General features: G+C 64.3%; 23 protein-coding genes and 3 pseudogenes. 9 read left to right on the top strand and 17 right to left on the bottom strand.

From position 1 onward, the window contains the following. Window positions 1-68 precede the first annotated feature (68 nt). On the bottom strand, window positions 69-845 hold the full coding sequence (gene mtgA / locus QNO18_RS01905) for a monofunctional biosynthetic peptidoglycan transglycosylase (RefSeq protein WP_283176312.1): 777 nt from the start codon (window positions 843-845) through the stop codon (window positions 69-71). 207 nt (window positions 846-1,052) lie between these two features. On the opposite strand from mtgA, the gene QNO18_RS01900 reads away from it, so the two are divergent. Continuing rightward, entirely contained in the window at window positions 1,053-1,535 is a 483-nt protein-coding gene (locus tag QNO18_RS01900) for a hypothetical protein (protein WP_283176311.1), read from the top strand. A 77-nt stretch (window positions 1,536-1,612) separates the two neighbouring features. Here the strand turns inward: QNO18_RS01900 and QNO18_RS01895 are convergent, their stop codons facing one another. Together QNO18_RS01895 and QNO18_RS01890 are read right to left on the bottom strand one after the other, a co-directional pair. Beyond that, the gene (locus QNO18_RS01895) at window positions 1,613-3,076 is read right to left on the bottom strand and encodes a hypothetical protein (RefSeq protein ID WP_283176310.1); all 1,464 of its coding nucleotides are present in this window, start codon (window positions 3,074-3,076) and stop codon (window positions 1,613-1,615) included. Between the two features lie 78 nt (window positions 3,077-3,154). Next, window positions 3,155-3,313 (bottom strand): hypothetical protein, encoded by a 159-nt coding sequence (locus QNO18_RS01890; RefSeq protein WP_283176309.1) that lies wholly within the window; start codon window positions 3,311-3,313, stop codon window positions 3,155-3,157. A 216-nt stretch (window positions 3,314-3,529) separates the two neighbouring features. Between QNO18_RS01890 and QNO18_RS01885 the strand changes: the two genes are divergently transcribed. Further along, entirely contained in the window at window positions 3,530-4,015 is a 486-nt protein-coding gene (locus tag QNO18_RS01885) for a hypothetical protein (protein ID WP_283176308.1), read from the top strand. 268 nt (window positions 4,016-4,283) lie between these two features. Continuing rightward, window positions 4,284-5,159: an MBL fold metallo-hydrolase gene (locus tag QNO18_RS01880; RefSeq protein WP_283176307.1), complete on the top strand. Its 876-nt coding sequence runs from the start codon at window positions 4,284-4,286 to the stop codon at window positions 5,157-5,159. A 726-nt stretch (window positions 5,160-5,885) separates the two neighbouring features. On the opposite strand, the pseudogene QNO18_RS01875 reads toward QNO18_RS01880, so the two are convergent. Then, window positions 5,886-6,130, bottom strand: a pseudogene (locus QNO18_RS01875) (hypothetical protein); the annotation flags it as partial. Window positions 6,131-6,440: 310 nt separating this feature from the next. Here QNO18_RS01875 and QNO18_RS01870 point away from each other — a divergent pair. Further along, window positions 6,441-7,460, top strand: a complete 1,020-nt coding sequence (locus tag QNO18_RS01870) for a phosphotransferase (RefSeq protein ID WP_283176306.1) — start codon at window positions 6,441-6,443, stop codon at window positions 7,458-7,460. Between the two features lie 100 nt (window positions 7,461-7,560). On the opposite strand, the gene QNO18_RS01865 is transcribed toward QNO18_RS01870, so the two are convergent. The 6 genes and pseudogenes from QNO18_RS01865 to trpS all read right to left on the bottom strand — a co-directional run bounded on the left by QNO18_RS01865 (window position 7,561) and on the right by trpS (window position 13,485). Continuing rightward, window positions 7,561-9,810, bottom strand: coding sequence for a heavy metal translocating P-type ATPase (locus QNO18_RS01865; RefSeq protein ID WP_283176305.1), 2,250 nt, complete (start codon window positions 9,808-9,810; stop codon window positions 7,561-7,563). A 98-nt stretch (window positions 9,811-9,908) separates the two neighbouring features. Continuing rightward, window positions 9,909-10,250 carry a tRNA-binding protein gene (locus QNO18_RS01860; RefSeq protein ID WP_283176304.1) on the bottom strand — a complete coding sequence of 114 codons (342 nt, stop codon included), beginning with the start codon at window positions 10,248-10,250 and terminating at the stop codon, window positions 9,909-9,911. Between the two features lie 8 nt (window positions 10,251-10,258). Next, window positions 10,259-11,071: a pyrroline-5-carboxylate reductase gene (gene proC / locus QNO18_RS01855; RefSeq protein WP_283176303.1), complete on the bottom strand. Its 813-nt coding sequence runs from the start codon at window positions 11,069-11,071 to the stop codon at window positions 10,259-10,261. 33 nt (window positions 11,072-11,104) lie between these two features. Then, window positions 11,105-11,607 (bottom strand): annotated as a pseudogene (locus QNO18_RS01850) (YbjN domain-containing protein). 215 nt (window positions 11,608-11,822) lie between these two features. Continuing rightward, on the bottom strand, window positions 11,823-12,086 hold the full coding sequence (locus QNO18_RS01845; protein WP_283176302.1) for a hypothetical protein: 264 nt from the start codon (window positions 12,084-12,086) through the stop codon (window positions 11,823-11,825). 337 nt (window positions 12,087-12,423) lie between these two features. Next, complete coding sequence (gene trpS / locus QNO18_RS01840) at window positions 12,424-13,485, bottom strand: tryptophan--tRNA ligase (RefSeq protein ID WP_283176301.1); 1,062 nt, start codon at window positions 13,483-13,485, stop codon at window positions 12,424-12,426. A gap of 89 nt (window positions 13,486-13,574) precedes the next feature. Between trpS and QNO18_RS01835 the strand changes: the two genes are divergently transcribed. Together QNO18_RS01835 and QNO18_RS01830 are read left to right on the top strand one after the other, a co-directional pair. After that, the gene (locus QNO18_RS01835) at window positions 13,575-14,264 is read left to right on the top strand and encodes a rhomboid family intramembrane serine protease (protein ID WP_283176300.1); all 690 of its coding nucleotides are present in this window, start codon (window positions 13,575-13,577) and stop codon (window positions 14,262-14,264) included. Between the two features lie 107 nt (window positions 14,265-14,371). Next, window positions 14,372-15,217, top strand: a complete 846-nt coding sequence (locus QNO18_RS01830; RefSeq protein ID WP_283176299.1) for an EamA family transporter — start codon at window positions 14,372-14,374, stop codon at window positions 15,215-15,217. A gap of 3 nt (window positions 15,218-15,220) precedes the next feature. Here QNO18_RS01830 and murJ read toward each other — a convergent pair whose 3' ends face one another. The 3 genes from murJ to QNO18_RS01815 form a co-directional block, all read right to left on the bottom strand. Beyond that, window positions 15,221-16,771, bottom strand: a complete 1,551-nt coding sequence (gene murJ / locus QNO18_RS01825; RefSeq protein WP_283176298.1) for a murein biosynthesis integral membrane protein MurJ — start codon at window positions 16,769-16,771, stop codon at window positions 15,221-15,223. A 37-nt stretch (window positions 16,772-16,808) separates the two neighbouring features. Further along, window positions 16,809-19,553, bottom strand: coding sequence for a [protein-PII] uridylyltransferase (locus QNO18_RS01820; protein ID WP_283178719.1), 2,745 nt, complete (start codon window positions 19,551-19,553; stop codon window positions 16,809-16,811). Window positions 19,554-19,641: 88 nt separating this feature from the next. Next, complete coding sequence (locus tag QNO18_RS01815; protein ID WP_283176297.1) at window positions 19,642-20,814, bottom strand: penicillin-binding protein activator; 1,173 nt, start codon at window positions 20,812-20,814, stop codon at window positions 19,642-19,644. 99 nt (window positions 20,815-20,913) lie between these two features. On the opposite strand from QNO18_RS01815, the gene rsmI reads away from it, so the two are divergent. The 3 genes and pseudogenes from rsmI to gshB all read left to right on the top strand — a co-directional run bounded on the left by rsmI (window position 20,914) and on the right by gshB (window position 23,265). Next, on the top strand, window positions 20,914-21,807 hold the full coding sequence (gene rsmI / locus QNO18_RS01810) for a 16S rRNA (cytidine(1402)-2'-O)-methyltransferase (protein ID WP_283176296.1): 894 nt from the start codon (window positions 20,914-20,916) through the stop codon (window positions 21,805-21,807). A 13-nt stretch (window positions 21,808-21,820) separates the two neighbouring features. Next, window positions 21,821-22,237 carry a YraN family protein gene (locus tag QNO18_RS01805; protein WP_283176295.1) on the top strand — a complete coding sequence of 139 codons (417 nt, stop codon included), beginning with the start codon at window positions 21,821-21,823 and terminating at the stop codon, window positions 22,235-22,237. A gap of 84 nt (window positions 22,238-22,321) precedes the next feature. After that, a pseudogene (gene gshB, locus QNO18_RS01800) lies at window positions 22,322-23,265 on the top strand (glutathione synthase). 2 nt (window positions 23,266-23,267) lie between these two features. On the opposite strand, the gene QNO18_RS01795 reads toward gshB, so the two are convergent. The 4 genes from QNO18_RS01795 to cobU form a co-directional block, all read right to left on the bottom strand. Then, the gene (locus tag QNO18_RS01795; RefSeq protein ID WP_283176294.1) at window positions 23,268-24,776 is read right to left on the bottom strand and encodes a YifB family Mg chelatase-like AAA ATPase; all 1,509 of its coding nucleotides are present in this window, start codon (window positions 24,774-24,776) and stop codon (window positions 23,268-23,270) included. Between the two features lie 92 nt (window positions 24,777-24,868). Further along, on the bottom strand, window positions 24,869-25,750 hold the full coding sequence (locus QNO18_RS01790; protein ID WP_283176293.1) for a glutathione S-transferase: 882 nt from the start codon (window positions 25,748-25,750) through the stop codon (window positions 24,869-24,871). Between the two features lie 73 nt (window positions 25,751-25,823). After that, window positions 25,824-26,384: a histidine phosphatase family protein gene (locus QNO18_RS01785; RefSeq protein WP_283176292.1), complete on the bottom strand. Its 561-nt coding sequence runs from the start codon at window positions 26,382-26,384 to the stop codon at window positions 25,824-25,826. Next, a complete protein-coding gene (gene cobU / locus QNO18_RS01780) occupies window positions 26,381-26,920 on the bottom strand; it encodes a bifunctional adenosylcobinamide kinase/adenosylcobinamide-phosphate guanylyltransferase (protein ID WP_283176291.1) in 540 nt (179 codons plus the stop codon). The genes QNO18_RS01785 and cobU overlap by 4 nt, the downstream gene beginning before the upstream one ends. Between the last annotated feature and the right edge of the window lie 65 nt (window positions 26,921-26,985).

The following is a 26,985-nucleotide window of genomic DNA, read 5'->3' as shown; positions in this document are numbered from 1 at the left end:
CTCCCCCTGTCCTAGACCCTGCGGGCCTGGCGATCAATCCCGGCACCGGTCAGAGCGGCAAAAGCGCGCTACTGAAAACAGCCGGCGCGGCCATCGGCGCGGATCGTATCGGCGCCTGATATGATCGAGGCGGTCCTTTTGCGCACAAAAGCCGAGGGTTTCGAGGCCGAGCGGCGTTTCGGATCCGGCAGCACCGCTGCCAGCCGTGCCGCCTGCAAGGCTGACAGGTTTTTCGCATCGACCCCGAAATAATGCCGCGCCGCCGCCTGGACCCCGAACACGCCCTCGTCGAATTCGGCCACGTTCAGATAGACTTCGAGGATGCGCTCTTTCGACCAGAAAAGCTCGATCACCGGGGTGAGCGCGGCTTCGGCGGCTTTGCGGGCGTATGAGCGGTCATGCCAGAGGAAGACATTCTTCGCCACCTGCTGCGTGATGGTGGATGCACCCCGGTTCGATCCCGAATTGATCGCGTCCCGGATCGCGGTCATGTCAAAGCCCCAGTGGTTGCAGAAATTCGCATCTTCTGCCGCCACGGCCGCACGGCCCATCACCGGCGCGATCTCGTCCCAGGACACCCATTGCCGGTCAATCGCGCCAAGCCGCCATTTTTCCTGCATCTGATAGATATTGATCGGCGGCGGCAGGAAGCTGAACAGAATGATCAGCACAAGGAAGAAGCCCACGACGCCAAGAACCGCCCGCAGCGCCCAACGCCGGAGCTGCGCAAACGCCCCGCGCCGCCGCGTGCTTTTAGCGCCCGTCGCGCCTGCCGCGGGTTTTTTCCGTGGTTTTCGGACCACCGGCTTCTTTTCCTCGGGCTGCTCAACGATCTCGTCCGACATGATCCTGCAATGACCTGGTCAGAGGCCATGCGTCAAGTCGCGCGGCACACCGCGCCTGCGGAGCAGATCGGGGCGTTGCCGTCTGAGCCCGGCGGATCGCCGCCTGGCGCTTCCCGCCCCGCAGGTGCCTTGCCGACGGAAACCCCTGGGCAGGGCGTGGAACAGTCGTGATCCAGAACGAACAGACCATGAAAAGGAGTATCTCCCATGGCAGGACTTAAGCTTCTTCCGGCCGCGCTGGCCGGTGCCCTTGCCCTGATGCCGCTGAGCGCGTTTTCCCAGGAGGCTACAGGGCCGGCCCCGGCGCAAAATGCTGACCAGGGGGCAGGCCCCGGCTCCGGTCACGGCGCGCGCTTTGCGCGGGCTCCGATGATCCGGCTCGATTTCGGGGCCGGGCGGACCATCAGCGTACAATGTGGCGAGACCGCAATTGCCGCCTGTGTCGAGGCGATCACGCCGCTGGCCGAAAAGCTGGCCGCGACCCCGGCAGCGGGCCCCGGCAAAGACCGCGATCATGCAAAGGGCCGGGGCGGTGAGCACCATAAAGCCCATGGCAAGGATCGGGGCAAAGATCGCGAAAAAGGCGGGGCCGGTTTTAAACGTGACAAATCCGGCCAGGGGCAAGACAGGCCAGCTGCGGCACCGGATGCTCCGGCAGAGGTGACCCCGCCTGACGCACCGGCTCCGTAATTCTGCCCCGGGGGCGTGACTGCCCCCGGGTTTCTCCCTGAACCTGCGATGGTCGTGAAATGCGCGACGCCTGGCTGTCAGTTTGCCGACAGCGGGCCGATATCGCCGGGCCGCATCCAGAGGATCGTAAGATCCTCTGTCGCGGTTCTCAGAAGCGCCCCGCCATCCTCAGCGCTGACGATCCGGCCACAGGTTTCGGCCGCCGCCTCGCGGGTCACACAAAACTGATCCGCCTCAATCCGGTAGCGGAAACCGGCGGCGGGCGCGCCTGAGGCATAGGCCCTGCCGGCGCCATTTTCGCCAAGCCAATAGGCAATACGTCCCTCTTCGCTTTCCAGGAGCACCGAGTGCCCGGGCGCGAAAGCCTCGACCCCGGGCAGGTCAGGATGGGGCGCGTCCACCGGCGGATTGGCGTAAAGCGTGCGGAAATCGGCGGGCTCCACCCGTGCCATAGCCCGCAATTCGGCCAGCGGCGTGTAATGCGGCAGCGTCTGCCAGAGATCGAACAGGCGGTACTGCGGCATCGAATCTTCGCTCACCCGTTCAAACCAGGCGGTATAGGGCGGCGTGGCCGGGGCATCATGGTAGAACAGGCATTGGTGATGCCGCGACAGAACTTCACGGAAGAAGGGCGGCGCTGTCTCATCCGCGCCCCCGACCGGCAGGTCCCAGGTCGCGGGGGGCAGGCGGGCTTCGGGCTCATAGCCCTCTTCGGGCAGATTGACCTGCCAGGCCCAGGAACTCAGATCCGGATCGGTCGCGTCCTGCCAGCCCCTGGCCTGCAGCGAGAGATTGTTGCAGGCGCGCATCCAGGTGGCCTCATCGGTCTCGATGGGCGGCACTCCGGCAAGCCGGATGTCATAGAGGCCGGCCTTGCCGGTGGTGTTGATCATATAGGGATGGGCCGGATCACGATGCGAGAGCATCCCGACCATGAGCTGCGGATGGAACCGGGCGGTGGGCGTATAGCTGTCGATGCCGGAAAACAGGTCGGTCAGCCCGGCCATATAGTCCAGCACGGCATTGCCATCGGGCAAATCGGGCGCCAGAAAGCCCAGCCTTCCCCCGGTATGGAGCGCCCGCATTGGCATCCGCGCGCCGCCCCCCGAATTCGAGGAGGCAACTGACCCGGCCATGAACGCGACTGCGCAGGCGCCGAAACACTCCGCGCCATCCGGCACCACGGTCGCAAGCGCGCTGTCGCGGATCACCTTCGCCAGTGCCAGCGCCTCAGAGGCATCGCCTCCGGCGCTGTTGAGGCAAAGCACCTGGCCCTCGGCCCCGGTCCCGGACAGCAGACTGGTCGGGCGTCCGCGCTCGATGCTGTCATCTTCGAGAATGGCCTCAAGCCGGCCGGCATCTCCCGGTTCGATCCCGCCTTTCAGGCGAAGGCTGCAGCTGCCCGATACCAGCCCCGCCGCATCGCGCAAGGCGGGGTCAATGAGCGAGATCTCGGCTGCATGGGTCGCGAGGGGCGCTGACAGGAGGAGGCCGCATAGCAGGGCGGCAGGCAAATGGGTCGGGATCAGTTTGTCTTGCATCGCGCTCTCCGTTCCGGACAGCGCAATAACACCTGGCAAGTGCTTCGGGATCAAGCGCTTTGGCGGGATAAAGGCCTGTCAGACCAGCCCGACATTTGCCCCGCCGTCGCGCTGTCGATGAAGGCTGGCCTCCGGCACGTTTCGCGCCACCAGGATCAGGTCGAATTCGGTCAGATCAGTCACATAGTTCAGCGCGGTAAAGCCCAATTTCGACGCATCCGCCAGCAGGAATGTCATTTCATCATCGTCCGTTTCGGGCGCATCACCAGCTCTTCGGGGTAAAGATCGCGATGTCCCGGATCGTCTTCTTCGACAGGATCACGACATCGACGTGATCCTGTCCGACGGTCGAGATCAGGTCGATATCAGGCACCCCCCCGCAGCCCAGGGGAGCACCGGCACCGCATAAGTGACGCCGGTGGTAGGCGTCACCTCGGGCAGGATCCGGGTCTCGTGCTGCATGGTGCGGCAATAGCCGATGGGGAGGCGAGGCACGCGATCTCTGCGGTGCTGCCGGCGATCTGGCGCAAGGCCTATGGTTCCGACCTGGGACAGATCGGCGAGAAGGGTTTTACCGGGCTGGAACTGGCGCCGCCGCAGAAGGCCTGCGGCGCAAGGGTGTTGATCCTGCCCAGTGTTAAATCGGGCTCTGACCTTGCGCGCCAGATCCGCGAGGCGCTGGCCGGTTTGGGAATAGCGGGGTTTGACGCGATTCTCCTTGAACATCCTGGCGTGTTCACCTTGGGCCAGATGGCGCGGCAAAGCTTTGACCAGATGATTGCGATCTGTGGCGCCGCCGAGGCCCGGATCGCGGCAAATCTCACCCCCCTGACCGAGGCACGATCCAACCCCGATCCGCTGGGGTGGCAAGGCTGCGCGGCTTTGTGTCCCGTGCGGCGGGGCGGGCGCGCTTGTCCGAGGGGTAGCGCAGCCATGTAGCCCGGCCCGTAAACCCGGATTTGGCATGCGCGGTGCCGCCCTGGTGGATGACAGCTTTTCCCGACCCACCGGCGCGCAGATTCCTGTCTGAGGCGGCAATGATCGCGTGATCTGATCCCGGATTTCCTGTATCTGAAAGGAAGAGCGTCCTGTATGAGCTGATCGGGTAGAATATTGTTCCCTTCCGTGATTTCCTGTCTGCGGAAAAACATATGTTTCTGCCTGAGCCGACAGGCTGCCTGTACTTGTCCGGAATGAAGAGGCAGCTATGATACCACGTCCTGAGGTCACCGGCTTTTACGAAGCCCGCACCGGATCGGTTCAATATGTGGTGGCAGACCCCGCCACAAAGGCCTGTGTCATCATCGACCCGGTGCTGGATTATGACGAGAAGTCGGGCGCGACCGCCACAATCGAGGCCGACCGCCTGCTGGCCTTTGTCGCAGAGCGGGGATACCGGCTTGACCAGATCCTCGACACCCATCCCCATGCCGACCATTTCTCGGCCGCGGATTACCTGAAACGACAGACCGGCGCGCCCATAGCGATCGGGGCGAAGGTGACAAAGGTTCAGGCGCTGTGGAACGGGTTTTACAACCGCGATCTGGCCGCAGACGGATCGCAATGGGACAGGCTCTATGACGAGGGCGACACATTCATGGTCGGGGAAATCCCAGCCAGGGTGATGTTCTCGCCTGGTCACACCATGGCGTCAGTCAGCTATGTGATCGGCGATGCGGCTTTCATCCATGACACGATTTTCATGCCCGATACCGGCACGGCGCGGGCCGATTTCCCCGGCGGCAGCGCCAGGGTTCTGTGGCATTCGATCCAGGAGATCCTGGCACTTCCCGATGCGACACGGCTTTTCACCGGCCATGATTACCGCCAGGGCGGGCGCGAGGCGGCCTGGGAATCCACCGTCGCTGAACAGCGGGCAACGAATATCCATCTCTCGAAATACCCTGGCGAGGCCGCTTTCGTCGCGGTCCGCGAGGCGCGCGATGCGACCCTGCCGATGCCGAAACTGATCCTGCATGCGCTTCAGGTGAACACCAATGCAGGCCGTCTGCCGGAGCGTGAGGCCAATGGCACGCGCTATCTGAAAATACCGCTCGATCTGTTCAAAACCGTCTGGGAGTGACCGCCATGCCCGACAAAGACGGCAGGCCGGCAAGCCCGGCTTCCGCCTTTGGGCGAGCCTTGCGGGTAGTGGGCTGATCGGGCTTGCGATGATCCATCTGATGACGTTGCACAAGCGGACCCCCGGGGCAGGGGGGATCGTCGCGGGAGGGCGTGACGGGCGCGGTGCTGGCGGCAATGGGCTTCACCTTTGCGTTAGGCATTGTGGGTCTGGTTGCGGGTTTGACAGGCTGGCGTCCTGGCCCTGGATTCTCCTCAGCGGGTGCATGGCCGGCATTTGCGGCAATGCGCGGCTGTCGAAGCGCTCGCCTGTCACGACGATTTGCGTCATGCCGGTCGGGGTGGCGACGTTTTGTGCGATCCGCCACCTGACCGGAAGTCTGTGAAGGCCGGTGATTGCGGCCCTGCTTATCGGGATGGTCTCTGGGCGTTTTTGCAGACGTCTGGCACCAGCAGGAGATGCCCCTTTCCCCGCTGACCTGATGCAACTCTGATCCTGCTTCGGGCGTGATATCCGGACCGGGTTTTCCTGGTCGAGAAAGACACATGGCGCCAAAGACACATGGCGCCAGTCGCGCCGAGTAAGTCCGACGAAGTCGTCCCGGGCGCTGTGTGGCTTTGAGGGTCTCGCAGCGGGTGCGCGCGGCAGGGCAGGCCATCGAGAGAATACGCGTCAGCCCGCCGCCGCGCCAGGGGGCCCCGAACCCGTGGCGGACCTTGGCTTGATCTGTCGAAATGGCAACCCGAACAGAAGCTTCACCATCAAACCAAACTGGCAAGCTGTCGTCAGGAAAACAGTCGCCCGGACGGTTTTGTGATCGTCCTCCGCGCTGAATAACGCCGGTCGGCCATTGGCTCCGGGCTCTGGCGCGACCCGCACCATGTCCCTGGCCGGCCAGATCAGCGGGAGCCCGCACCGCTGTGGCTTTTCCAGGTCTTCCTCAGACAGCGGGCAGGGGCTGGTCTTATCAGCTGAGACCACCGACCTCATGGTTTCCCATGTCCATCCCGCGTCCGGGCGCTTTGGCACCAATGCCGACCGGCTGCGGCGCCGCGATTTTCTGGCCGGTCTGAGCGGAGGGCACTCTCGGCCAGCACGAAGTGAGGCGCCGACCGGGCGAGGGCGGTGGGGTATGGCTTTGCCCGAGGTGAGGCGGCGCGCGCGCGGCGGAAACCACAAGGGCCCTGGGGATTCGCGCTTGAAGAGTGCTGGCCATGCGGTGAAACCTGTGAGCCGTGAGAGCCGCATGAGACGGTGGGACCGCGCAGGGGGATACGGGTTTTGGCCAGGACCAATATGGCGCTGGAAGACGAGCTGGCGGTGATCCGCCAGATGGTGGAAGCGGCTTTGCCGCTCTGGCCGGTGCCGGCTGGAGCGGAAGTGAGCCTCCTGAACATCGCTGAAAACCTGACCTGGCTGGTGGAGGCGGGGGTGTTTCGTGCGGTGCTGCGGGTTCATCGGCCAGGCTATCACACGCGGACCGGCATATGCCAGGAACTGGACTGGAGCCAGGCGCTGGCGCGCGACGCCGGGATAGATACGCCCGCAGTGATCGCCGGGGTGAATGGCGCACTGGTGCAGGAGGCGCAGGTGCCGGGATTTGCGCCGGGCCAGCCGGGCGGGCGCTACATGGTGATGTTCGAATTCGCGCCGGGCCGACAGCCGGGGCCGGATGATGATCTGGTGGCGCCGTTTCGCAGCCTCGGGGCGATTGCGGCCAGAACCCATATCCATGCGCGGGGCTGGCAATCGGCGCAACCGCTGGAGCGGCTGGTCTGGGATGAGGCAGCGGTGTTCGGCGAGGGCGCCACCTGGGGAGACTGGCGCGCAGGCCCGAATGTCACGCCTGAGATCCGAGAAGTGCTGGAGGAGGCAGAGCAGATTGTCTGCCAGCGGCTGGCGGCCTGGGGCAAGGGGCAGGCGCGCTATGGGCTGATCCATGGCGATATGCGGCTGACCAATCTGCTGATCGACGGGGCACGTACCGTGTTGATTGATTTCGACGATTCCGGGCTTGGCTGGTATCTTTACGACTTTGCGGCGGCGGTGAGCTTTATGGAGGATCACCCGCAGGTTCCGGCTTTGCGCGCGGCCTGGGTGGAGGGGTATCGCGACATCGCGCCCTTGTCGGAAGAGGAGGAGCGCGAGATCGACACATTTGTCATGCTCAGGCGGATGGCGCTTCTGGCCTGGATCGGCAGTCATATCGAAGCGCCGGAGCCCCAGGCTATGGCGCCGCATTTCGCCGCAGGAACCGCACGATTGGGTCGGGCCTGGCTGGCGCGGCTTGCGCGCGGGTGAAGGTGGTTTCTCTGGCAAGGCCGGGGGGTTAAGACCCCCCGGACCCCCCGCGTGGCGCTCTGGCGCGACCGCGCCGACTTAAGCAGGCGGCGTTGCCATCTCAGCCCTCGCGCCCCGGATCATAGGCCAGGAGCCGCAGCGCGTTCAGCGTCACCAGCACAGTTGCGCCGGTATCGGCGAGGATGGCGATCCAGAGCCCGGTGATCCCCAGCACTGAAGTCACCAGAAACACCGCCTTCAGCCCCAGGGCCAGCGTGATGTTCTGCCGGATATTCGCCATGGTCGCGCGCGACAGCCGGATCAGCGCCGGCACATCCGAGACCCGGTCGCGCAGGATCGCGGCATCCGCCGTCTCCAGAGCCACATCGGTGCCCGAGCCCATAGCGACGCCCACGCCTGCCTGTTTCAGCGCCGGTGCGTCATTGATGCCGTCGCCGATCATCATGACGCCGCCTTCCGCCCCCATCTCGCGGATCACCGCAAGCTTGTCTTCGGGCATCATCTGGGCGCGGAACTCCATCCCGAGGCCACCAGCGATGGCGGCAGCGGTGCGGGGATTGTCGCCGGTGAGGATGGTCGCGCCGATCCCCATCGCCCGCAATTGCCGCATCGCATCAGCAGCGTCGCTGCGGGGCTCGTCGCGCATGGCGATCAGGCCGAGGGCCCGCGTCTCGTCATAGACCGCAACCACGGTCTTGCCTTCGGATTCCAGCGTGCCGGCGCGGGTGCTCAGGGCGGCGTCGATGCCGCCGGTTGCATGCGCGTGGTGCGGGGATGAGACCCAGGCCCTGACCTCGCCCCCGGGCGTTGCGACCATCGCCTCGACGCCCTTGCCGATGATCGCCCGGGCTTCACGTGCGGGCAGGGCGGTGATGCCCGCGGCCGCTATGCGATCCAGCACCGCGCGGGCCAGCGGGTGGGACGAGCCGGTCTCGACGGCGCCTGCAACCGCGAGAAGTTCGGCCTCGGTCGCCCCCGGCGCCGGCACCAGATCGGTCACGACGGGCTTGCCATGCGTCAGCGTACCGGTCTTGTCAAAGGCGATGCGGCGCACGGTGGCTGCAGCTTCGATCACGGCACCGCCTTTCAGCAGCAGCCCCTTTTTCGCGCCAGCAGAGAGCGACGAGGCGATGGAGGCCGGCACGGAGATCACCAGCGCGCAGGGGCAACCGATCAGCAACAGCGCAAGACCACGATAGATCCAGGTGTCCCAGTGGCCGCCGCCCACAAGCGGTGGTATCAGGATCACCAGTGCAGACAGCCCGACAATGGCCGGCATGTAAAGCCGCGAGAAGCGGTCGATGAAGCGTTCGGTCGGGGCGCGTGCCTCTTCCGCCTCTTCGACAAGGCGGATGATGCGGGCGATGGTATTGTCCGAGGCCTCGCGGCTGACGGAGATGCGCAGCACGGCTTCGGTATTGATCGAGCCTGCGAAAACCGCATCTTCGGGGCCTTTGCTGACGGGGATGCTCTCGCCGGTGACAGGGCTTTCATCAATGCCGCTGGACCCTTCAAGGATCGTGCCATCTGCCGGGATGCGGTCGCCGGGGCGCACGAGGACCGTCTGCCCGATGGCAAGCGCCGAGACCGGGACCTCCCGCGTCGTGCCGCCCTCTTCCAGCAAGGCGGTTTTCGGCACGAGGTTCGCCAGCGCGCGGATGCCGTCACGCGCCTTGTTGGCCGCAACGCCTTCAAGCACCTCGCCCACCGCGAAGAGGAAGACAACCAGCGCCGCCTCTTCCGCCGCGCCGATGAAAAGCGCGCCGATGACGGCAATGGTCATCAGGCTTTCAATCGTGAAGGGCTGACCCATCCGCAAGGCTTCGAAAGCGCGTTTCGCGACCGGGGCGACGCCGATCACACAGGCGGCGAGGAAGGCCCAATAGCCATATTCGGCACTGGTCAGCAGTTCGAAAATCCAGGCCAGCGCCAGCAGGATGCCGGTGAAGATCACCAGCCGCCCTTTGGCCGTCGCATACCAGGCCTTGCCGCGATCTGCCGGATCGTCATGCGAATGAACATGTCCCGGGGCGCCATGATCTGGAGCGCCATGACCGGGGTCTTCTCCCGCCCCGCCGTGATCGTGGTCATGATCCGCGTGATCACGCCGCGCCGTCGTCGGGCCACCCTTGCCGGCGCTGATCTCATAGCCAAGGCGGCGCACAACCGCTTCGACCTCTTCGGGGCTGGCACCACCCTCGCTCAGCGTTGCCGAAAGCCGCTCGCTCATCAGCGCGACGCGGACATCGCCAACGCCGGGCAGCTTTTCAACCGCCTTCGTCACCTTCACCGTGCAGGAGGCACAATCCATGCCCCCCACCTGCCATTCACGTCTGTTCGTCTCTTGCATCACCGATCCTCCGGCCACTGCCCGGTGGGAACCGGCAGCGGCCTTTTATCATCGAATCAGTTCTAATCCCTCTAGTCACTAGAGGGGCAAGCGGTTTGTCAGAACATTTTCCCGGCCAGCGGAACCTCATGGCCGGGGGTCAGTAGCACCACCTCTCCCGCCTCATCCGGCACGCCCAGCACCAGCACTTCAGAGCGCACCGGCCCGATCTGGCGCGGCGGGAAATTCACCACCGCCAGCACCTGGCGACCAATAAGCCCCTCAAGCGTGTAGTGTCTGGTGATCTGGGCGGAGGACCGTTTCACCCCAATCTCAGGCCCGAAATCGATGCGCAGTTTGAAAGCGGGTTTGCGCGTCTCGGGGAAGGGCTCGGCCTCGATGATCCGGCCCACCCGGATATCCACCTTCGCAAAGTCGTCATAGCTGATCTGATCTGTCATTTCCGCGCTCACTTGCCCAATTCCCGGCCCCGGTCCGCCGCTGCTTTCACCGCCCGTTTCAAAAGCGCCGGGAAGCCGGTTTCCGGTTCCATCAACACCGCAAGGGCGGCGGCGGTGGTGCCGCCGGGCGAGGTTACATTGATCCGCAGCTGTTCGGCGCTGTCTTCCGACCGATAGGCCAGCTCGCCCGAGCCGGTGACGGTCGCCCGCGCCAGTTTCATCGCGACCCCGGGGGAAAGGCCCTCGGCTTCACCGGCGGCAGCCAGCGCTTCGATCAGATGGAAGACATAGGCCGGGCCAGAGCCGGAAACGGCCGTCACCGCATCGATCTGGGCCTCGGTCTCCAGCTCGACCACCTCGCCCACGGCCTGCATCAACAGCCGTGATTGCGCGATCTGCGCGGCAGAGGCATAGGCATTGCCGACAAGGCCCGAAATGCCACGCCCGACCATTGCGGGGGTATTCGGCATTACCCGGACGATCGGTGTCCTCGACCCAAGTACCTGTTCCAGCGTGGCAATTGTGGTCCCGGCGGCGATTGAGATGAACAGCGTTTCGCCATTCCCAAGCGCCATCAGCCCTGGCAGCGCGGCACCCATCATCTGCGGCTTCACAGCGAGTATGGCGATTTCCGCGCGATCCGGCACGCCTTTGTTCAGATGCACTCCGGTCGCTTTCAGCCAGTCCGAGGGATGCGGCTCGGTCACCCAGACATTGCTGGCAGGTACGCCGAAATCCAGCCAGCCCTTCAACAGCGCCGACCCCATTTTGCCGCAGCCAAGCAGCAAAAGCCCGTGTTCGATTTTGATATCAGCTGACATGGTCCTGCCTTTCCGCCCGTTCGGGCGGCGAGGTTAGGCGCGGCCGTAAGCCTCTGCAATGGCGACTTTCATCGCATCGACCGGCGCGCGGTCCCCCCAAAGGGTCAGCTGGAAGGCCGGGTAAAACCGTTCCGCCGCCAGCACCGCCGAGGAAATCAGTTTGTCGATCTGTTCCGGCCCGGCCATCTGGCCGCCGGCAAGGCAGAGGCCATAGCGCCAGACCATCAGTCTTTGATCATCCCACCAGGTGAAACCGCCGGTCCAGACCGTGTCATTGCAACGGTTGATCAGCTCGTAAAGCTCGGCCATGCGGCCCTCGGGGGCTCCATCTCGAAGGTGCAGATCAGGCGCAGGGTCTCGTCCTGGTCGGACCAGGCGAGGGTCAGCGAATAGGTGCGCCACAGGCCCTCGACCGCCATGGCGATCTGGTCATCGGTGACGCGGTCGAATTCCCAGGCATTGCTCGCGGCCAGCGTCTCGACGATGTCGATGGGATGGATCTCATCCGAGAGCAGATAATCTTCGGAAAGTGACATGCCCGGCCTCATCATGACGCTTCTGCCCTGTGGATAACCACCAGAAGCTGGGGAACCTGCAAGGGTATGCGGATTTACCCACAGCTCCCACCAGATATTGATTTATCCTGATTCGTTCCGCGAATCATGTAAAGCAGTTTGTTGTGGAGGACCCTGTGGAAAACCGGGCTTTCCACAGGTAATTGCGATTCTTGCGGGACAGGCCGCAATCCGGGTCAGCGTTTCGGCCCGGATCCCGGTCTGGCCCAGCGGCGTGGATGAAAGGGGCCGTCGCTGCTGCCCGGAGAATAATAAAGCAAGCCGGCATCCACGCAGTCGGTGCCCATATGCTTTATGAAGATAGGACGGAAGATGGCTCTGAACTTTTCAAAGACCTCTGCCTGTCTTGCCGGATCGTAACCATCGGCGATCAGCAGCCAGTCGGTGAAGTCTTCGGCTGTGACCGGGCCGGTTTCCGGAAGAAAATCGGTAAAATGCACGAAGACCCCGGTATGGCCAGAGCCGCAGAAACCGCATTTGGCACAGACTTCGCCTGCCAGCCGGTCAAAACCTGTCATTTTCATGGGAGATAGCCGCTGAGGCGCGGCGTGTTGTTACAACGCGCTTATCATGGTGACCGGCGGGCGCGGTGTAAATGGCAAAGGCGCCCGCAGGCAGAAAATGACCCCCGCGCAGAGTGCACGGGGGCCAGGTCATCGGGTGGTGCCGGACGGGCAGGGGATGCCACACCGGCAAAGGGGGACAGGACCTCCCGAAGCGACTCGGATCCTGCCAGCGCGCCGATTCAGGCGTGTGACAGTGTGGCCATGCGGCCAGTCACCTGCCGCGCGAGCCAATCATGCCGACAATCTCTTTCGTCCTGGCAAGGATCGGGCTGGCAATGGCATCGGCGCGGTCAGCGCCTTCGCCAAGGATGCGGTCGATCCCGGCCGGGTCCTGCATATAGCGGTTCATCGCCTCGGTGATCGGCGAAAGCTTTGCCACCGCCAGATCGGCGAGGCGCGGCTTAAAGGTGCCAAATTGCGCGCCGGCGAATTCCCGGATCACCGCTTCGGCGCTGACCCCGGCCAGGGCCGCGTAGATATTCACGAGGTTCTTCGCCTCGGGCCGGTCCTTCAGCCCCTCAACTGTCTCGGGCAGCGGGTTCGGATCGGTGGTCGCCTTGCGGATCTTCTTCGCGATCGTATCCGCATCATCCGTCAGATTGATGCGGCTGGCATCTGACGGGTCGGATTTCGACATCTTTTTCGTGCCGTCGCGCAAAGACATCACGCGGGTGGCCGAGCCTTCGATCAGCGGTTCGGTGATCGGGAAGAAGTTGACGCCATAGTCATGGTTGAACTTCGCGGCAATGTCGCGGGTCAGCTCGAGATGCTGTTTCTGATCTTCGCCCACCGGCACGCCGGTCGCGTGATAAAGCAGGATATCCGCCGCCATCAGGGACGGATAGGCCAGGAGGCCGAGGCTGGAATTTTCGGCATTCTTGCCCGCCGTTTTATCTTTGAACTGCGTCATCCGGTACATCCAGCCGATGCGGGCGACGCAGTTGAAGATCCAGGCCAGCTCGGCATGTCCCGTCACTTGGCTCTGGTTGAAGATGATCGAGCGCGCCGGGTCGATGCCGCTGGCCAGATAGGCCGCCGTGATCTCGCGTGTCTGGTGGCGCAGCTTTTCGGGATCCTGCCAGACGGTGATCGCATGCAGATCGACGACGCAATAGATCGTCTCGATCCCCTCATCCTGCTTTTCGGCAAACCGCTTCAGCGCGCCGAGGTAATTCCCCAGCGTCATACCGCCCGAGGGCTGGATGCCGGAAAAGATCCGCGGCGTGAACCCTGGATTGGAGCCGCCCTGACCCTGGGTGTCTTGCGAGGACATGATGCTCTCCGTCTGGAAAAACTGACCTGCACGGCGTAAGGCTTCGCAGGAGGGGCGTCAACATCGCGCCCGAAGGGGATGCGTGCCGCATGTATGATACCGATCCGAATGCCAGCCCGATCAACCAGCTGCCCTGGGTCGTCTGGGTGCTGGCGCTTCCGATGATCGCGGCCGAGATCGTGCTGGGTCTCGCCGAGGCCGGGGTGATCGGAGGGCCGGGCGGCATTGGCTGGCGCCAGAGCGCCCTGATGGATTACGCGGTGGCGCGCAATGTCGTTGAGTATTTCTGGGCCAACCGGGTCTGGGACGAACTGGCGCTGCGCTTTGTCGCCTTCCCCTTCGTGCATCAGACCACGACCAGCGCGCTGTTTGCGGTGGTTCTGTTGCTGGCGCTTGGCAAGATGGTCGGCGAGGTCTTCCGCTGGTGGGCTGTCCTGGGCGTGTTCTACGGGGCAAGCTGGGCCGGGGCTTTCGCCTTTATCGCCCTGGTGCCCTATGACAATTACCCGCTGATCGGGGCCTATTCCGGGGTTTACGGGCTGATCGGCGCTTTTACCTTCCTTTTGTGGGTGCAGCTGATCGGGACCGGCTCGAATGGCTATCGCGCCTTCACGCTGATCGGGATGCTTCTGTTTGTGCAGCTTCTGTTCGGCGTGCTGTTCGGCGGCGGCTTTGAATGGATCGCCGAAGTGGCCGGTTTCGCCGCCGGTTTCGCGCTGTCCTTCCTTGTCAGCCCCGGCGGCTGGGGTCGGGTTCGCGCACGGCTGCGCAACCGCTGAGCGCGCTTGGTGCGGCCCGGGCATTCTGGCTGCGCGCGGCGGTCGGTTGCGCCTGTGGCGGAGATGGGTGACAGAGGGGCGCATCACAAGCGCCGCAGGAAAGACCCATGATCGGACCAAAAACCGGAGCCGCCATCTGCACCATTCTCTGGGGCTTTACCTATATGCTGGCCGGGCGCTGGCTGCCGCCGCATCCGGAAATGGCCGGCGCGGTGCGGGCCGTGGGCGGTGCGGGCTTTCTGTTTCTTCTGAGCCGTGAATTGCCTAAGGCGGGCTGGTGGGGCCGGATGATCGTCCTCGGCACGCTGAATGTCGGGTTTTTCTTCGGACTGTTTTTCATCGGGGCGATGCGGCTCCAGGGTGGTGTCGCGGCGGTGTTTCAGGCGCTTGGGCCCGTGCTCGTGCTGTTGATGGCCTGGGCGATCCTGCACCGAAGGCCAACAGGGCTGCAATTCTTCGCGGTGCTTCTGGGCCTTGCGGGCGTGGCGATGGTGGTGCTGAAGGACGGCGCGGCGATTGACGGGATCGGGGTCGCCGCGATGCTGGGCTGTGTGCTGTCGATCTCGCTCGGGGGTGTGCTCCTCAGCCGCTGGGGCAGCCCGGGGATCAGCATCACCTCTTTCACCGCCTGGCAGTTGCTGATCGGCGGTATCGAACTGACGCTGGTCGCGCTTTTGATCGGCGATTTCCAGGGGCCGCTGACCGGGCTGAACATCGTGGCCTTTGTGATCCTTGCCATCGTGCTGACCGGGATCCCGTTCCTGTTGTGGTTCCGGGGGATCGAGGCCGTGGGGGCGGTCGCGATCATGCCCCTGATCCTTTTGACGCCGGTAACGGCGCTGGTGCTGGATGCGGCCTTGTTGCAGATCATGCCCTCGGCGCTGCAGATCGCCGGGGTTGTGGTGGTGATCGCATCGCTTCTGATCAATCAGCGCGCCATGGTGGCGCGCTGAGGTTCACGCCCGCTTGCCGCGTCTGAGCGAGGATTTCAGATCGGCGAGGTTCATGGCGCCGGTGAGGGTGGCGGCAAGGAAATAGCTCGCCATCCCCGCCAGAACCAGGACCAGAAGCAAAGGCGTCCGGGTGCCTTTTTCGGTCACGGCATCACCCAGGACCCAGACCAGTCCAAGCAGAACCGCACCCATCAGCAGCGAAGACAGGATGATCCGGGGCAGCCGCTTGCGGAACCGGTCATCCATTGTGGCCGAGATCCCCATGCTGCGCGAGCCGAGCCAGAGCTGGACCACCATGATCCAGGCCGAAACCGTGGTCGCAATCGCCGCCGCGAGAAAGCCGATCAGCGGCATCAGCGCAACGGCGACAACCAGGTTCACCACCATCGCGACCACGGCATAATTGAACGGGCGCCTGGTGTCATGGCGGGCGTAAAACTGCGGTTGCAGGACCTTGTGCAGCACGAAGGCCGGCAGGCCCGCGCCGTAAATCGCCAGTGCCAGCGCGGTATTGTCGGCGGCATGGGCGCTATAGGCGCCACGCTCGAAAATCACGCCGATGATGGGCCGCGCGATCACGATCAGCGCCACAGCGGCGGGCAGGGTCAGCAAAAGCGCAAATTCCGCGCCGCGCGAGAAACTGAACCGCGCGCCCTCGGCATCCGATGCCCGCAGGCGCCGCGCCAGTTCCGGCAGCAGGACGACGCCAATCGCGATCCCCACCACGCCCAGCGGCAGCTGATAAAGCCGGTCGGCATTGTAAAGCCAGGTCATGGCGCCATCGGTATAGCTCGCCACCCGGCGGCCAACGACGAGATTGACCTGCACCACGCCCCCCGCCAGCGCCGCGGGCGCGGCGATGATGGCAAGGCGCTTCAGCTCGGGCGTCCATTTCGGGAGCTGGAAGGGCAGCGAAAAGCCAAGTCGCTTCAGCGCCAGCCACACGGCCACAAGCTGCAACACGCCGGAAATCGAAATCGCCCAGGCCAGCGTGACGCCCATATCCCAGCCGAACCGGCGCGCAAGCAGCATGCCCGCGATCATCGTCAGCGACAAAAGCGCCGTGACGGCCGAGGTCGCGAGGAACCGCCCCATCGAATTCAGCACGCCGGACAAAAGCGCGGTCAGCGAGATGAAAAGGATATAGGGGAAGGCAATCCGGCCATAGGTGATCGCCAGATCAAAGCGGGTATCCACCTCGAACCCGGCCGCAAGGATCCAGACCAGCACCGGCATCGCCACAATACAGACCGCCGAAAAGACCGCGAGAAAGGCCGCCAGGCTCCAGAACGCGTCGCGGGCAAAGCCATTGGCATCCTCGCCCGCCTCAAGCTTTTTGGCATACATCGGCACGAAGGCCATGTTGAAGGCGCCCTCGGCAAAGAGCCTGCGGAACATGTTTGGCAAGGATTGCGCCGCGACCAGCGCTTGGCTGACCGGCCCGTCGCCAAGATAGGCCGCCATGAACATATCTCGCACGAGGCCCGCGACGCGTGAAATCAGCGTCCAGAAGCCTACGGTGAGGAAGCCCGCCACCAGCCGGATCGGTTTCATTTCGGGATCTGCTCCTCGCGTCTGCGATCTGTGTTGTTCAGCCCTGGGCCTGCGCCCGTTCCGCACCATCGCTTATCGCCTGGCGCAGCTTTTTTTCCAGCGCTTCCTGGCGCCGTTTTTCGTGCAGTTTCAGCCCGAACGTGTCTTTCACATAGAATGTGTCGACCACCTGGGCGCCGTAAGTCGCGATCACCGCCGAAACGATCGAGATGTTGTTATTCGCCAGCGTCCTGGTCAGGTCATAAAGCAGACCCGGGCGGTCGCGGGTATCGACCTCGATGATCGTGTAGATATCCGAGCCTTCGTTATCGATGGTGATATGGGTCGGAAAGCGGAATTCCCGCTCGCGCCGTTTCACCTTGTCGCGATCTTTCAGGGCCTCGCGCGCCACGACCTGGCCACGCAGCGTCTTTTCGATCATGCCGCGCAGCCGGGGCAGGCGGGAGATCTCATAGGGGTGGCCCTCGGCATCCTGAACCCAGAACACCGCCGTGGCATAGCCGTCTTTCGACGTATAGGTGCGGGCATCGACCACATTCGCGCCCACCAGTGCCAGTGCGCCTGCAAGTCGCGAGAAGATGCCGGGGTGATCGGCCAGCGCGAAACAGGCGCGGGTGGCATCGCGCGAAAGATCCGGCTCCAGATCGATCCGGATTTCGTCATCGCCGATCCCGAGCAGCAGCCGCGCGAAAACGGCCTGGGTCGAGGTTTCAAGCCCCTGCCAGTATTGCGGGTAATGGCGTTGCGTCTCGGCGCGCAGGTCTTTGGCGTCCCAGTCGGGCAGGGCCTCACGCAGGGCCCGCTTCGCCTCATCGGCACGGTTCTCGCGGTTGACGGTTTCCAGCCCCGCCTCCAGCGCCTCGGCGGTGACCTGGTGGAGCTGACGCAGCAGCATCGCTTTCCAGTTGTTCCAGGTGTTCGGCCCGACTCCCCGGATATCGCAGACCGTCAGCACCGTGAGCAGGTCAAGGCGTTTACGGGTCTTTACCGCTTTGGCAAAATCCCTGACCGTGCGCGGATCGCCGATATCGCGTTTCTGCGCCATGTCGGACATCAGGAGGTGCCAGCGCACCAGCCATTCGACCGTCTCGCATTCTTCATCATTCAGCCCAAGACGCGGCGTCACCCGCCGGGCGATCTGGGCGCCAAGGATCGAATGATCCTCGGGCCGGCCCTTGCCGATATCATGCAGCAAAAGCGCGACATAAAGCACCTTGCGGCTCACGCCGGTCTTGAGGATTTCCGATGACAGCGGCAGCTCTTCGATCAGCTCTTCGCGCTCGATCTGCGCCAGGGTCGAGATGCATTGGATCGTGTGTTCATCCACCGTGTAGGAATGGTAGACGTTGAACTGCATCATCGCGACGATGGGCTCGAATTCAGGGATGAACGCGGCCAGAACGCCCAACTCGTTCATCCGCCTCAGGCTGCGTTCCGGGTTGCCATGTTTCAGCAACAGATCGAGGAAGATCCGCGCCGCCTCGGGGTCTTCGCGCATCTCGTCATCGATCAGCGCGAGGTTCGCGGTGACCAGGCGCATGACATTCGGATGCAGCAGATAGCCGGTCCGCAGCCCTTCCTCAAAAACCCGCAACAGATTAAGTTTGTCTTTCAGGAACTCTGCCGGGTTCACCACGTCGATCCGGCCCTGAACCAGGCGATAGCCTGGACGGACGCGTTTGGTCAGCTTGAACAGCCCCATCAGCGAGGCCTCGCGCTTGGCGTGCCGTGCCTCCAGCCCGGTCAGGAAGATGCGGGTCAGTTCGCCGACGCGGGTGGCATGGCGGAAGTAATCCTGCATGAAGATCTCGACCGCGCGCCGGCCACGGGCGTCCTTATAGCCCATGCGCAACGCCACCTCGGGCTGGAGATCGAAGGTCAGCTGATCGGTCGGACGGCCGGTGATGTAATGCAGATGGCTGCGCACCACCCAGAGGAAATCCTCAGCGGCGCGGAAGGTCTCATATTCCTCGCGGGTGAAGAGGCCGGCATTCACCAGCCCCGCCGCTTTCGGCACCCTGTGCAGATATTTGCCGATCCAGTACAGCGTCTGGAGGTCGCGCAGCCCCCCCTTGCCCTCTTTGACATTGGGTTCCAGCACATAGCGCTGGCCGCCCTGGCGGCGGTGGCGCTCGGCTCGCTCCGCAAGTTTTGCCTCGATGAATTCAGGCCCGGTTTTGCGGAAGACCTCATTCCAGAGCTTTTCGGCCAGCTCTGCCGACAGGGCCTCATCGCCAGTGATAAAGCGTTTCTCCAGCATCGCGGTGCGGATCGTGATGTCTTCGCGCGCAAGGCGGAGGCAATCGCGGATGGTGCGGACCGCATGACCGACCTTCAGCTTTAGATCCCAGAGCATGTAAAGCATTGATTCAACCACGCATTCCGCCCATGGCGTGGTTTTCATCGGGGTCAGGAACAGAAGGTCGATATCGGAATGCGGCGCCATCTCGGCGCGCCCATATCCGCCGACCGCGAGGATCGCGAGCCGTTCGGCATCGGTCGGGATCGCCACCGGATGCAGCTTTTGCGCGATGGTGAAGGCGATGATCACCAGCTGATCCGTCAGCCATGCCTGGGCCGAGATCAGCGGTCTTGCCTCGGCCGGATGGTCGCGGAATGCCTCGGCCAGGGCGGCATTGGCGCGGGTTTTTGCCGCAGCCAGATGCGCGACCGCAACGGCGCGCAAGGCCTTTCCGTCAAGCCCGGGCGCAAGATCGGCGATGATCGCGGCCGTCACGGCCTCTGTGTCGATGATCGCGTCTTCGGGCAGCAAAAGCGGAATGACAGCCGGAACAAATCCGGCTGCCTTGTCGTCCGGTTCAGGGCCGGTTCCAGAGGCGCCCTGTCCTGCCCGCTTGCGCGGGGCGGGATCAGAGCCCGGCGCCGGAGAAGCTGCGGGGCGCAGGGTCAATCACGACCACCTGATTGTTGCGGATTTCGGCGACGGCGAGGCCGCGTTCATTGGTGCCATTGCTGCGCAGCCGGAAGATGCCGGAGACGCCCACGAAACCGGCATTCTGCGTCAGCGAGCCTGCGGACAGATCGTTGCCCTGCCGCGCCAGCGCGCCGATGGCAGCGATCCCGTCATAGGCGAGACCGGCAATTGGATGCGGCGCTGCGCCGTAAGAGGCCTGGTAGCGGTTCTGGAACTGTGCATAGAGATTGGGGTCGGGCAGGGTGAACCAGCCGCCCTGGATCCCCGGCAGACCGAGGGTCTGGGCCGGCACATCCCAGCGGGTCAGGCCAAGGAATTTCGCGGCATTGCGGTCAAGGCCATTGTCCAGCAGCAGCTGGCTCAAAAGCGGCAGCGCGCCTGCGGTATCCGCGGTCAGGAACAGGGCCGAGGCCCCGGTCTCGCGCACGGTGGCAACGATGCCCGGCGCGGCAGCCGATACGCCTTGCTGGCTGAAATCATACCCGGACACCCCCACGACCGTGCCGCCTGCGGCCGAGACCCCGCGCTGAATGGCGCGCTTGCCGGCCTCGCCTGCGCTGTTCTTCTCATGCACGATCATGATGCGGTTGCGGCCCTGTCTGACCGCGTAAGTGGCCATGCGGCGGGCCGCATTGTCGAATGTCGGGCCCAGCACAAAGACATTGCCGCCGGCGATATCGACATTGTTCGAGAAGGCGAGAACGTTGATGCCCTTGCCGGCCATGGCGACGCCTGCGGCATTGGCTTCCTGCGCGAAGACCGGGCCAAGGATGATTTCGGCGCCTTCGGCCACAGCCTGGATCGCGGCGGCAGAAGCCTGCGACGGGTTGCCGCCTGTCTGGTAGATGCGAAGATCGATTTTGACGCCCGAAAGATCTGCCGCAGCAAGGCGCGCAGCATTGGTCAGGCTGTTAGCCAGGACCTGGTCACTGGCCTGGCCCGACCCGCCCGGCACCAGCAAGGCAACCTGTACCGGCTTTGAACGGTCGGATTTGCCGGGCGTGCCGCCGCCACCGCCTTGCGGAACGCAGGCGGCAGCAAAGAGCGCGAAGAAGACAAAAAGGAACCGGCCCAGGGACTTGCGGGCCATCGGGAATGCGGACAACATCAGGTCTCCTCACGCGGGAACCGCCCTGAACAAGGGCGCGACGACAGCGCGAAGGTTAGTTGTTTCCGGGATCGAAGTAAACGCGCGCAGAGGAATGAGATGGTGGGAAGTTCGGAAAATTCTCCCCGCTGGCGGGCCTCCGCCGGTCGGGTCGAGCCTGGTCTGCATATGGTCGCCACTCCGATCGGGGCGGCGCGTGACATCACGCTCAGGGCGCTGGATATCCTTGCCGGGGCCGATGTGCTGGCGGCCGAGGATACCAGGACGCTCCGGCACCTGATGGAGATCCACGGCATCGCGCTGGAGGGACGACCGCTGATCGCGGTGCATGACCATAACGAGAAAGGCATCGCATCGCGGATCACCGGGATTCTCGCCGAGGGGAAATCGGTGGCCTATGCCTCGGAAGCGGGGACACCGCTGATCTCGGATCCGGGCTTTGGCCTGGCGCGGGCGGCGGTGGAGGCGGGGGCAAAGGTGCTGGCCGCCCCCGGGGCCTCGGCGCTCCTGGCCGCTCTGGCGGTGGCCGGGTTGCCGACCGACCGGTTCCTCTTCGCGGGCTTTCCGCCGGCCGCTGCAGGCGAGAGGCAGCGGTTTCTCACCGGGGCCACGCGCGGGGATGCGACCCTGGTCCTGTACGAATCGCCCCGCCGGATCCGTAAGACGCTTGCGGAGCTGATCGCGATCTGCGGGCCGGACCGACCGGTTGCCGTGTGCCGCGAACTGACGAAGAGACACGAAGAAATCCTGCGTGGGTCGCTGGCCGAAGTGCTGGAACGTCTTGGTGATCAGGATCCAAAAGGCGAGATTGTGCTGGTTGTCGATCGCGGCGCGCCCGAACAGGCCGGACCTGACGCCATCGCCTTGGCGCTGGATCAGGCCCTTGCAACGATGCGCGTTAAGGATGCAGCAGCATTTGTCGCGCAAACTCTGAATGTGCCGCGGCGAGATGTCTATCAGATGGCCCTTGCGCGCAGTCAGAAACCCGAATGACGCAGGACCAGCCATGCCCCTCGATTTCGTTCACGATGAACTTGTTCCCTGCGCCCGGGCAAGGCGCGGATTGCGCAGCCATCTGACCGGCCTCGCGGCTGAAGAGGCGGTTGCCCGCAGGTACCAGGCTCAGGGCTATAAGATCCTCGCCAGGCGCTGGCGTGGGATGGCTGGCGAGGTTGATATTATTGCCGGCAAAGGCGATGATCTCGCTGTCGTCGAAGTCAAAAGCGCGCGCAGTCATGATATCGCAGCCGGGTATTTCGGGCGCGCGCAGCAGATCCGGCTTGGCGCCTGCGCCGAGGAATATCTCCGGGAAGTCCACCTGGGCGGCCGCGATCCGATGACAATTGTGGATATGCGTTTTGATCTGGCGCTGGTTGATGGCCTCGGGCGCATCGACATCGCAGAGGCCGCCTTTTTTCTCTGATCCAAAGCCTGGCAAAAGGCACAGACGGGTTTGCATCGGCTGCCGCCTTGCGTCATCAAAGGGGCAGAACAGCCGGAGCATGTTATGGCACTCAAGGTCGCCCTTCAGATGGACCCGATCGGGTCGGTCAATATCGACGCCGATTCCACTTTCCGCATCGCGCTGGAAGCCCAGATCCGTGGGCACAGGCTGTTTTTCTATACCCCCGACCGGCTGGCCTTTGTCGAGGGGCGAGTCATCGCGCGCGGTCAATGGATCGAGCTGCGCCGCGAAAAGGGCAATCACGTCAGTTTCGGGGAGGAAACCGAGGTCGATCTTGCCGATTTTGATGTCGTCTGGCTGCGCCAGGACCCGCCTTTCGACATGGGTTATATCACCACGACCCATCTGCTCGATCTGATCCAGCCAAAAACGCTGGTGGTCAATGATCCGTTCTGGGTCCGGAACTTCCCGGAAAAGCTGCTCGTGCTGCGGTTCCCCGACCTCACCCCCCGACGGCCATTGCCCGCGACCTTGAAACGATTCGCGCCTTCAAAGCCCGGCATGGCGACATCATTCTCAAGCCGCTTTACGGCAATGGCGGCGCCGGTGTGTTCCGGCTGGATGAGAATGACCGCAACCTTTCGTCGCTTTACGAGCTCTTTACCTCGATGTCGCGTGAACCGATGATCGTACAGAAATTCCTCCCCGCCGTGGCCAAGGGCGACAAGCGGGTTATTCTGGTTGATGGTGAACCGGTTGGTGCGATCAACCGGGTGCCGCAGGCGGGTGAGACGCGTTCAAATATGCATGTGGGCGGGCGGCCCGAGAAGATCGGGCTCAGCGACCGCGATCTCGAGATCTGCCGCCGCATCGGCCCGACCCTGCGCGAACATGGCCAGATCTTCGTCGGTATCGACGTGATCGGTGACTGGCTGACCGAGATCAACGTGACCTCGCCCACCGGCATCCAGGAGCTGGAGCGCTTTGACGGCACCAATGCCGCCGAGAAAATCTGGCAGGTGATTGAAGCGAAGCGCGCGGGCTGACCCTATCCGATTGCGCCGGGCGAAAGCCGGTAAGAGGCCGCTTCGGCAATATGGTTGCGGCGCAGCGCGTCGCTGCCTTCGAGATCCGCGATTGATCGGGCGACCCGCAACAGGCGGTGATAGCCACGCGCAGACAATCCCATGCGGTCGGCCAGCAGGCCGATCAGCGCGCGGCCCCCGGCATCGGGGCTGGCAAAGCGCTCCAGCGATTCGCCGGCGAGATCGGCATTGGTCTGCCCCTCGGCCCCCAGCCGATCGGCCTGGACATCGCGCGCGGACTGCACCCGGGCCGCGACCACGGCAGAGCTTTCGCCATTCGCCGGCAGGTCAAGATCCGTGAAAGCGACCGGCGGTATTTCAATTCGCAGGTCGATCCGGTCCATCAGCGGGCCGGAGATCCGCCCCAGATATTCCGCCCCGCAAACCGGCACCCTTGCGCAGGCGCGGGACGGGTCGGTGAGATAGCCGCAGCGGCAGGGATTGGCAGCGGCCACCAGCTGGAAACGGCTCGGATAGCGGATATGCGCATTTGCGCGGGCGACGGTCACTTCGCCGGTCTCGATCGGCTGGCGGAGCACTTCCAGCACCTGGCGGGAAAACTCGGGCAATTCATCAAGAAACAGGACACCGTTATGCGCAAGACTGATCTCGCCCGGTTTCGCGCCACGCCCGCCCCCTGACATCGCCGCCATCGACGCGGTGTGATGCGGCGTGCGAAACGGGCGGCTGCGCGAAATGCCACCGCCGGTCAACAGCCCCGCAAGGGAATGGATCATCGAGGTTTCCAGTGCCTCGGCCGGGCTCAACCCGGGCAAAAGCCCGGGGAGACGCGCGGCGAGCATGCTTTTCCCTGATCCTGGCGTGCCGGTCATCATGAGGTGGTGGCGCCCGGCGGCCGCGATTTCAAGCGCACGCTTGGCGCGTTCCTGGCCTCTGACCTCACGCAGGTCAGGCCCGGCGGTGCCAGCCCGGATCTCTCCCGGGCGCGGTGGCGCCAGCACCGCCTGACCGGTGAAATGCCGTACCACCTCGGCCAGTGACGCAGCGGCGATAACCTCGGTCGCGCCTACCCAGGCCGCTTCCGCACCGGAGGCACTGGGGCAGAGCAGGGTGCATTCCTCTTCGGCAGCGGCAAGCGCCGCAGGCAGAGCGCCGGCGACCGGCAGCAGGCGGCCATCCAGCGACAGCTCGCCCAGGGCAAGGACCCGCGCGACCTCATCGCGGGGCAGGATGTCGATGGCGGCAAGCAGCGCCAGCGCAATCGGCAGGTCGAAATGGCTGCCCTCTTTCGGCAGATCCGCCGGCGCGAGGTTGATGGTGATGCGCCGGTTGGGCAGCGCGATGGACAAAGATTGCAGCGCGCTGCGCACCCTTTCGCGCGATTCGCTGACCGCCTTGTCGGCGATTCCGACAAGCATGAAAGCCGCGGCCCCGCCCTGGATCGCGCATTGCACCTCGACCAGCCGCGCCTCAACCCCTTCAAAAGCCACGCTATAGACGCTGGCGATCATGCGCGCTTCCCCTTGCCCGAAGGGGGTCAGCTTGCGCGAAGACTGGTTAGCGAAGGGTTAACGAAATTGCCTTCAGGAACGTCGTTCTCCCCTCACGCCGCAACACCCCGGAGCAGCGGCATGAAGGCGGGCCAGGCTTCCGGATCGGCCGCGGTCTTGTCGCGGCAAAACGCATTGCAAAACCCGAGCCGACGCCCGGCCAGTTCCAGAACATGCGTCACCGGCTTGCCGGAATAGGGGCAGGCCGCGTTCTCGGCTTCGGTTCCCGTGACGGCCTTCGCGGGCAGCGGCACCGGGCCGGGCCAGTCGCGGCGCGGCCAGTCGCGGCGGTAAACCTGTTGATCCGCGCCATCCACCAGCCCCATTGCGCGCCAGCGCCGGAATGACGGATGCGCGAGATGTGCGTTCACATAAGCGCTCGCCGCCGCACCGACCGGCAGGTTGTAGCCCGCGATCCGGGCCGCAACCGGCGCGAAGAACACATCTGCTGCCGAATAGTCGCCGAAAAGCCAGGGACCGCGCCCGCCAGAGACCCGGCGTGCGTGATCCCAGATCACCTCGAGGCGTGCGAGGTCTTTCAGCACTGCCTCGGGCGGTTGCGCGTCCTGGTAGGACACCCGCAGATTCATCGGGCAATAGTCGCGCAGCGCGCCGAAACCAGCATGCATTTCCGAGGCCAGCATTCGGGCCGTGGCGCGATGGGCGGGATCCTTTGGCCAGTGGCCGGCCTCTGGGTGGCGGCTGGCCAGTTCCTCGGCGATGGCGAGGCTTTCCGAGACCACGGTGCCTTCGGGCATCCGTGCGGTCGGGGCGGTGCGCGAGGGCGCATAACTGGCAAGCAGGCGCGGCAATTCATCTGAATAGAGCCGGGCCGTGTGCAACCGCACCGGAATTCCAAATGCCTCAAACAACAGCCAGCCACGCAGCGACCAGCTGGAATAGGCGCGGTCGCCGATCACCAGATCGTAACTCATCCCGGGTCTCCTTTGGCGCGCAGACTGGCGGGGCGTGGCCGGGAAGGGAAATGCTGAATTGTGGCCGGATCCATCACGGAATGTGATTGATCTGATGCAGCTGGCCCGGGCGTAAACTGATTGAGGTTACCGAGAGGTTATCGATTTTATGCGACAGCACCTCAGCCGCGGTGAGACCGCCTGCCAGCTGCACCGCCGCAAGGATCGCGCCGAAATGGGCGACGATGATCAGCTCATCGGCCTGTTCGGCCAGGCGGTTCAGCGCAGATCCGATCCGGGCGGTCAGATCGTCCCAGCTCTCTCCGCCTGGCGCGCGTGGGCTACCAGCCTGGTCCCAGAAGGCGCGGATCAGGGCAGGGTCTGAGACTTCGGCCTCGGCATAGGTCTTCATCTCCCAGGCGCCGAAATTGATCTCGCGCAGGCCCGGGTCATGGGCCAGGCGCAGGCGGGGCGCGAGACAGTCGGCGGTGCAGATCGCGCGCGACAGGTCCGAGGACACGACCGGGACATCCGGCAGATAAGCGTTCAGCCGCGCGATCTGCGCATGATCCGACAGATCGGCGGGAATATCGGTCCAGCCCACCATCGCTTTCGCATGGGTCGGGCCATGACGTACCAGCCAGAAGCGGCTCATCGCGCCACCTCGGGGAGCGTTCCTTTCAGGGCCAGTGGCAGGCCGCACATCACCGCGACGACCAGCCCGGCCTGCTGCGCCAGGCGCTGGTTCAGCCGCCCCTGTTCATCGCGAAACCGCCTAGACAGCGCGTCGCCGGGAACGATGCCCTGACCGACCTCATTTGTGACCATGATCACCGGACCGCGTGCGGCGGCCAGTGCGATCAGGAGCACCTCGGTCTCATTGCCAATGTCATTCTCCGCCAGAAGATGATTGGTCAGCCAGAGCGTCGCGCAGTCAAACAGCGTCACACTGCCCCCGGGCGCGGCGGCGACGGCAGGGGCGGCGTCGAACGGGGTCTCGAAGGTCTCCCAGTCCGGGCCACGGTCTTCGCGATGCTGGCGGATACGCTCGGCCATCTCGGCGTCAAAGGCCTGGGCTGTGGCGATATAGCGCCGCTGCAGCCCCGACCCGAAGGCAAGGCGCTCGGCACAGGCGGATTTTCCGGAACGGGCACCACCGGTGATCAGGGTCAAGGGAGGGAGCAGGGTCATGGCGCGACTATAGCGCAGGCGCCGCGATGTGCCAGCGGCGTGACGATTGAGTTCCCGCCGCATGC

It is taken from the genome of Gemmobacter sp. 24YEA27 (genome assembly GCF_030052995.1).
In the GTDB taxonomy this organism is placed as follows: Bacteria; Pseudomonadota; Alphaproteobacteria; order Rhodobacterales; family Rhodobacteraceae; genus Pseudogemmobacter.
This window is presented reverse-complemented; position numbering and strand designations above follow the sequence as displayed.

Excerpts from the sequence above, each read along its gene's own strand:
- mtgA (WP_283176312.1), bottom strand. The coding sequence starts at position 845 with ATGTCGGACGAGATCGTTGAGCAGCCCGAGGAAAAGAAGCCGGTGGTC.
- QNO18_RS01900 (WP_283176311.1), top strand. The coding sequence starts at position 1,053 with ATGGCAGGACTTAAGCTTCTTCCGGCCGCGCTGGCCGGTGCCCTTGCC.
- QNO18_RS01895 (WP_283176310.1), bottom strand. The coding sequence starts at position 3,076 with ATGCAAGACAAACTGATCCCGACCCATTTGCCTGCCGCCCTGCTATGC.
- QNO18_RS01890 (WP_283176309.1), bottom strand. The coding sequence starts at position 3,313 with ATGACATTCCTGCTGGCGGATGCGTCGAAATTGGGCTTTACCGCGCTG.
- QNO18_RS01880 (WP_283176307.1), top strand. The coding sequence starts at position 4,284 with ATGATACCACGTCCTGAGGTCACCGGCTTTTACGAAGCCCGCACCGGA.
- QNO18_RS01865 (WP_283176305.1), bottom strand. The coding sequence starts at position 9,810 with ATGCAAGAGACGAACAGACGTGAATGGCAGGTGGGGGGCATGGATTGT.
- QNO18_RS01860 (WP_283176304.1), bottom strand. The coding sequence starts at position 10,250 with ATGACAGATCAGATCAGCTATGACGACTTTGCGAAGGTGGATATCCGG.
- proC (WP_283176303.1), bottom strand. The coding sequence starts at position 11,071 with ATGTCAGCTGATATCAAAATCGAACACGGGCTTTTGCTGCTTGGCTGC.
- trpS (WP_283176301.1), bottom strand. The coding sequence starts at position 13,485 with ATGTCCTCGCAAGACACCCAGGGTCAGGGCGGCTCCAATCCAGGGTTC.
- QNO18_RS01835 (WP_283176300.1), top strand. The coding sequence starts at position 13,575 with ATGTATGATACCGATCCGAATGCCAGCCCGATCAACCAGCTGCCCTGG.
- QNO18_RS01830 (WP_283176299.1), top strand. The coding sequence starts at position 14,372 with ATGATCGGACCAAAAACCGGAGCCGCCATCTGCACCATTCTCTGGGGC.
- murJ (WP_283176298.1), bottom strand. The coding sequence starts at position 16,771 with ATGAAACCGATCCGGCTGGTGGCGGGCTTCCTCACCGTAGGCTTCTGG.
- QNO18_RS01815 (WP_283176297.1), bottom strand. The coding sequence starts at position 20,814 with ATGTTGTCCGCATTCCCGATGGCCCGCAAGTCCCTGGGCCGGTTCCTT.
- rsmI (WP_283176296.1), top strand. The coding sequence starts at position 20,914 with ATGGTGGGAAGTTCGGAAAATTCTCCCCGCTGGCGGGCCTCCGCCGGT.
- QNO18_RS01805 (WP_283176295.1), top strand. The coding sequence starts at position 21,821 with ATGCCCCTCGATTTCGTTCACGATGAACTTGTTCCCTGCGCCCGGGCA.
- QNO18_RS01795 (WP_283176294.1), bottom strand. The coding sequence starts at position 24,776 with ATGATCGCCAGCGTCTATAGCGTGGCTTTTGAAGGGGTTGAGGCGCGG.
- QNO18_RS01790 (WP_283176293.1), bottom strand. The coding sequence starts at position 25,750 with ATGAGTTACGATCTGGTGATCGGCGACCGCGCCTATTCCAGCTGGTCG.
- QNO18_RS01785 (WP_283176292.1), bottom strand. The coding sequence starts at position 26,384 with ATGAGCCGCTTCTGGCTGGTACGTCATGGCCCGACCCATGCGAAAGCG.
- cobU (WP_283176291.1), bottom strand. The coding sequence starts at position 26,920 with ATGACCCTGCTCCCTCCCTTGACCCTGATCACCGGTGGTGCCCGTTCC.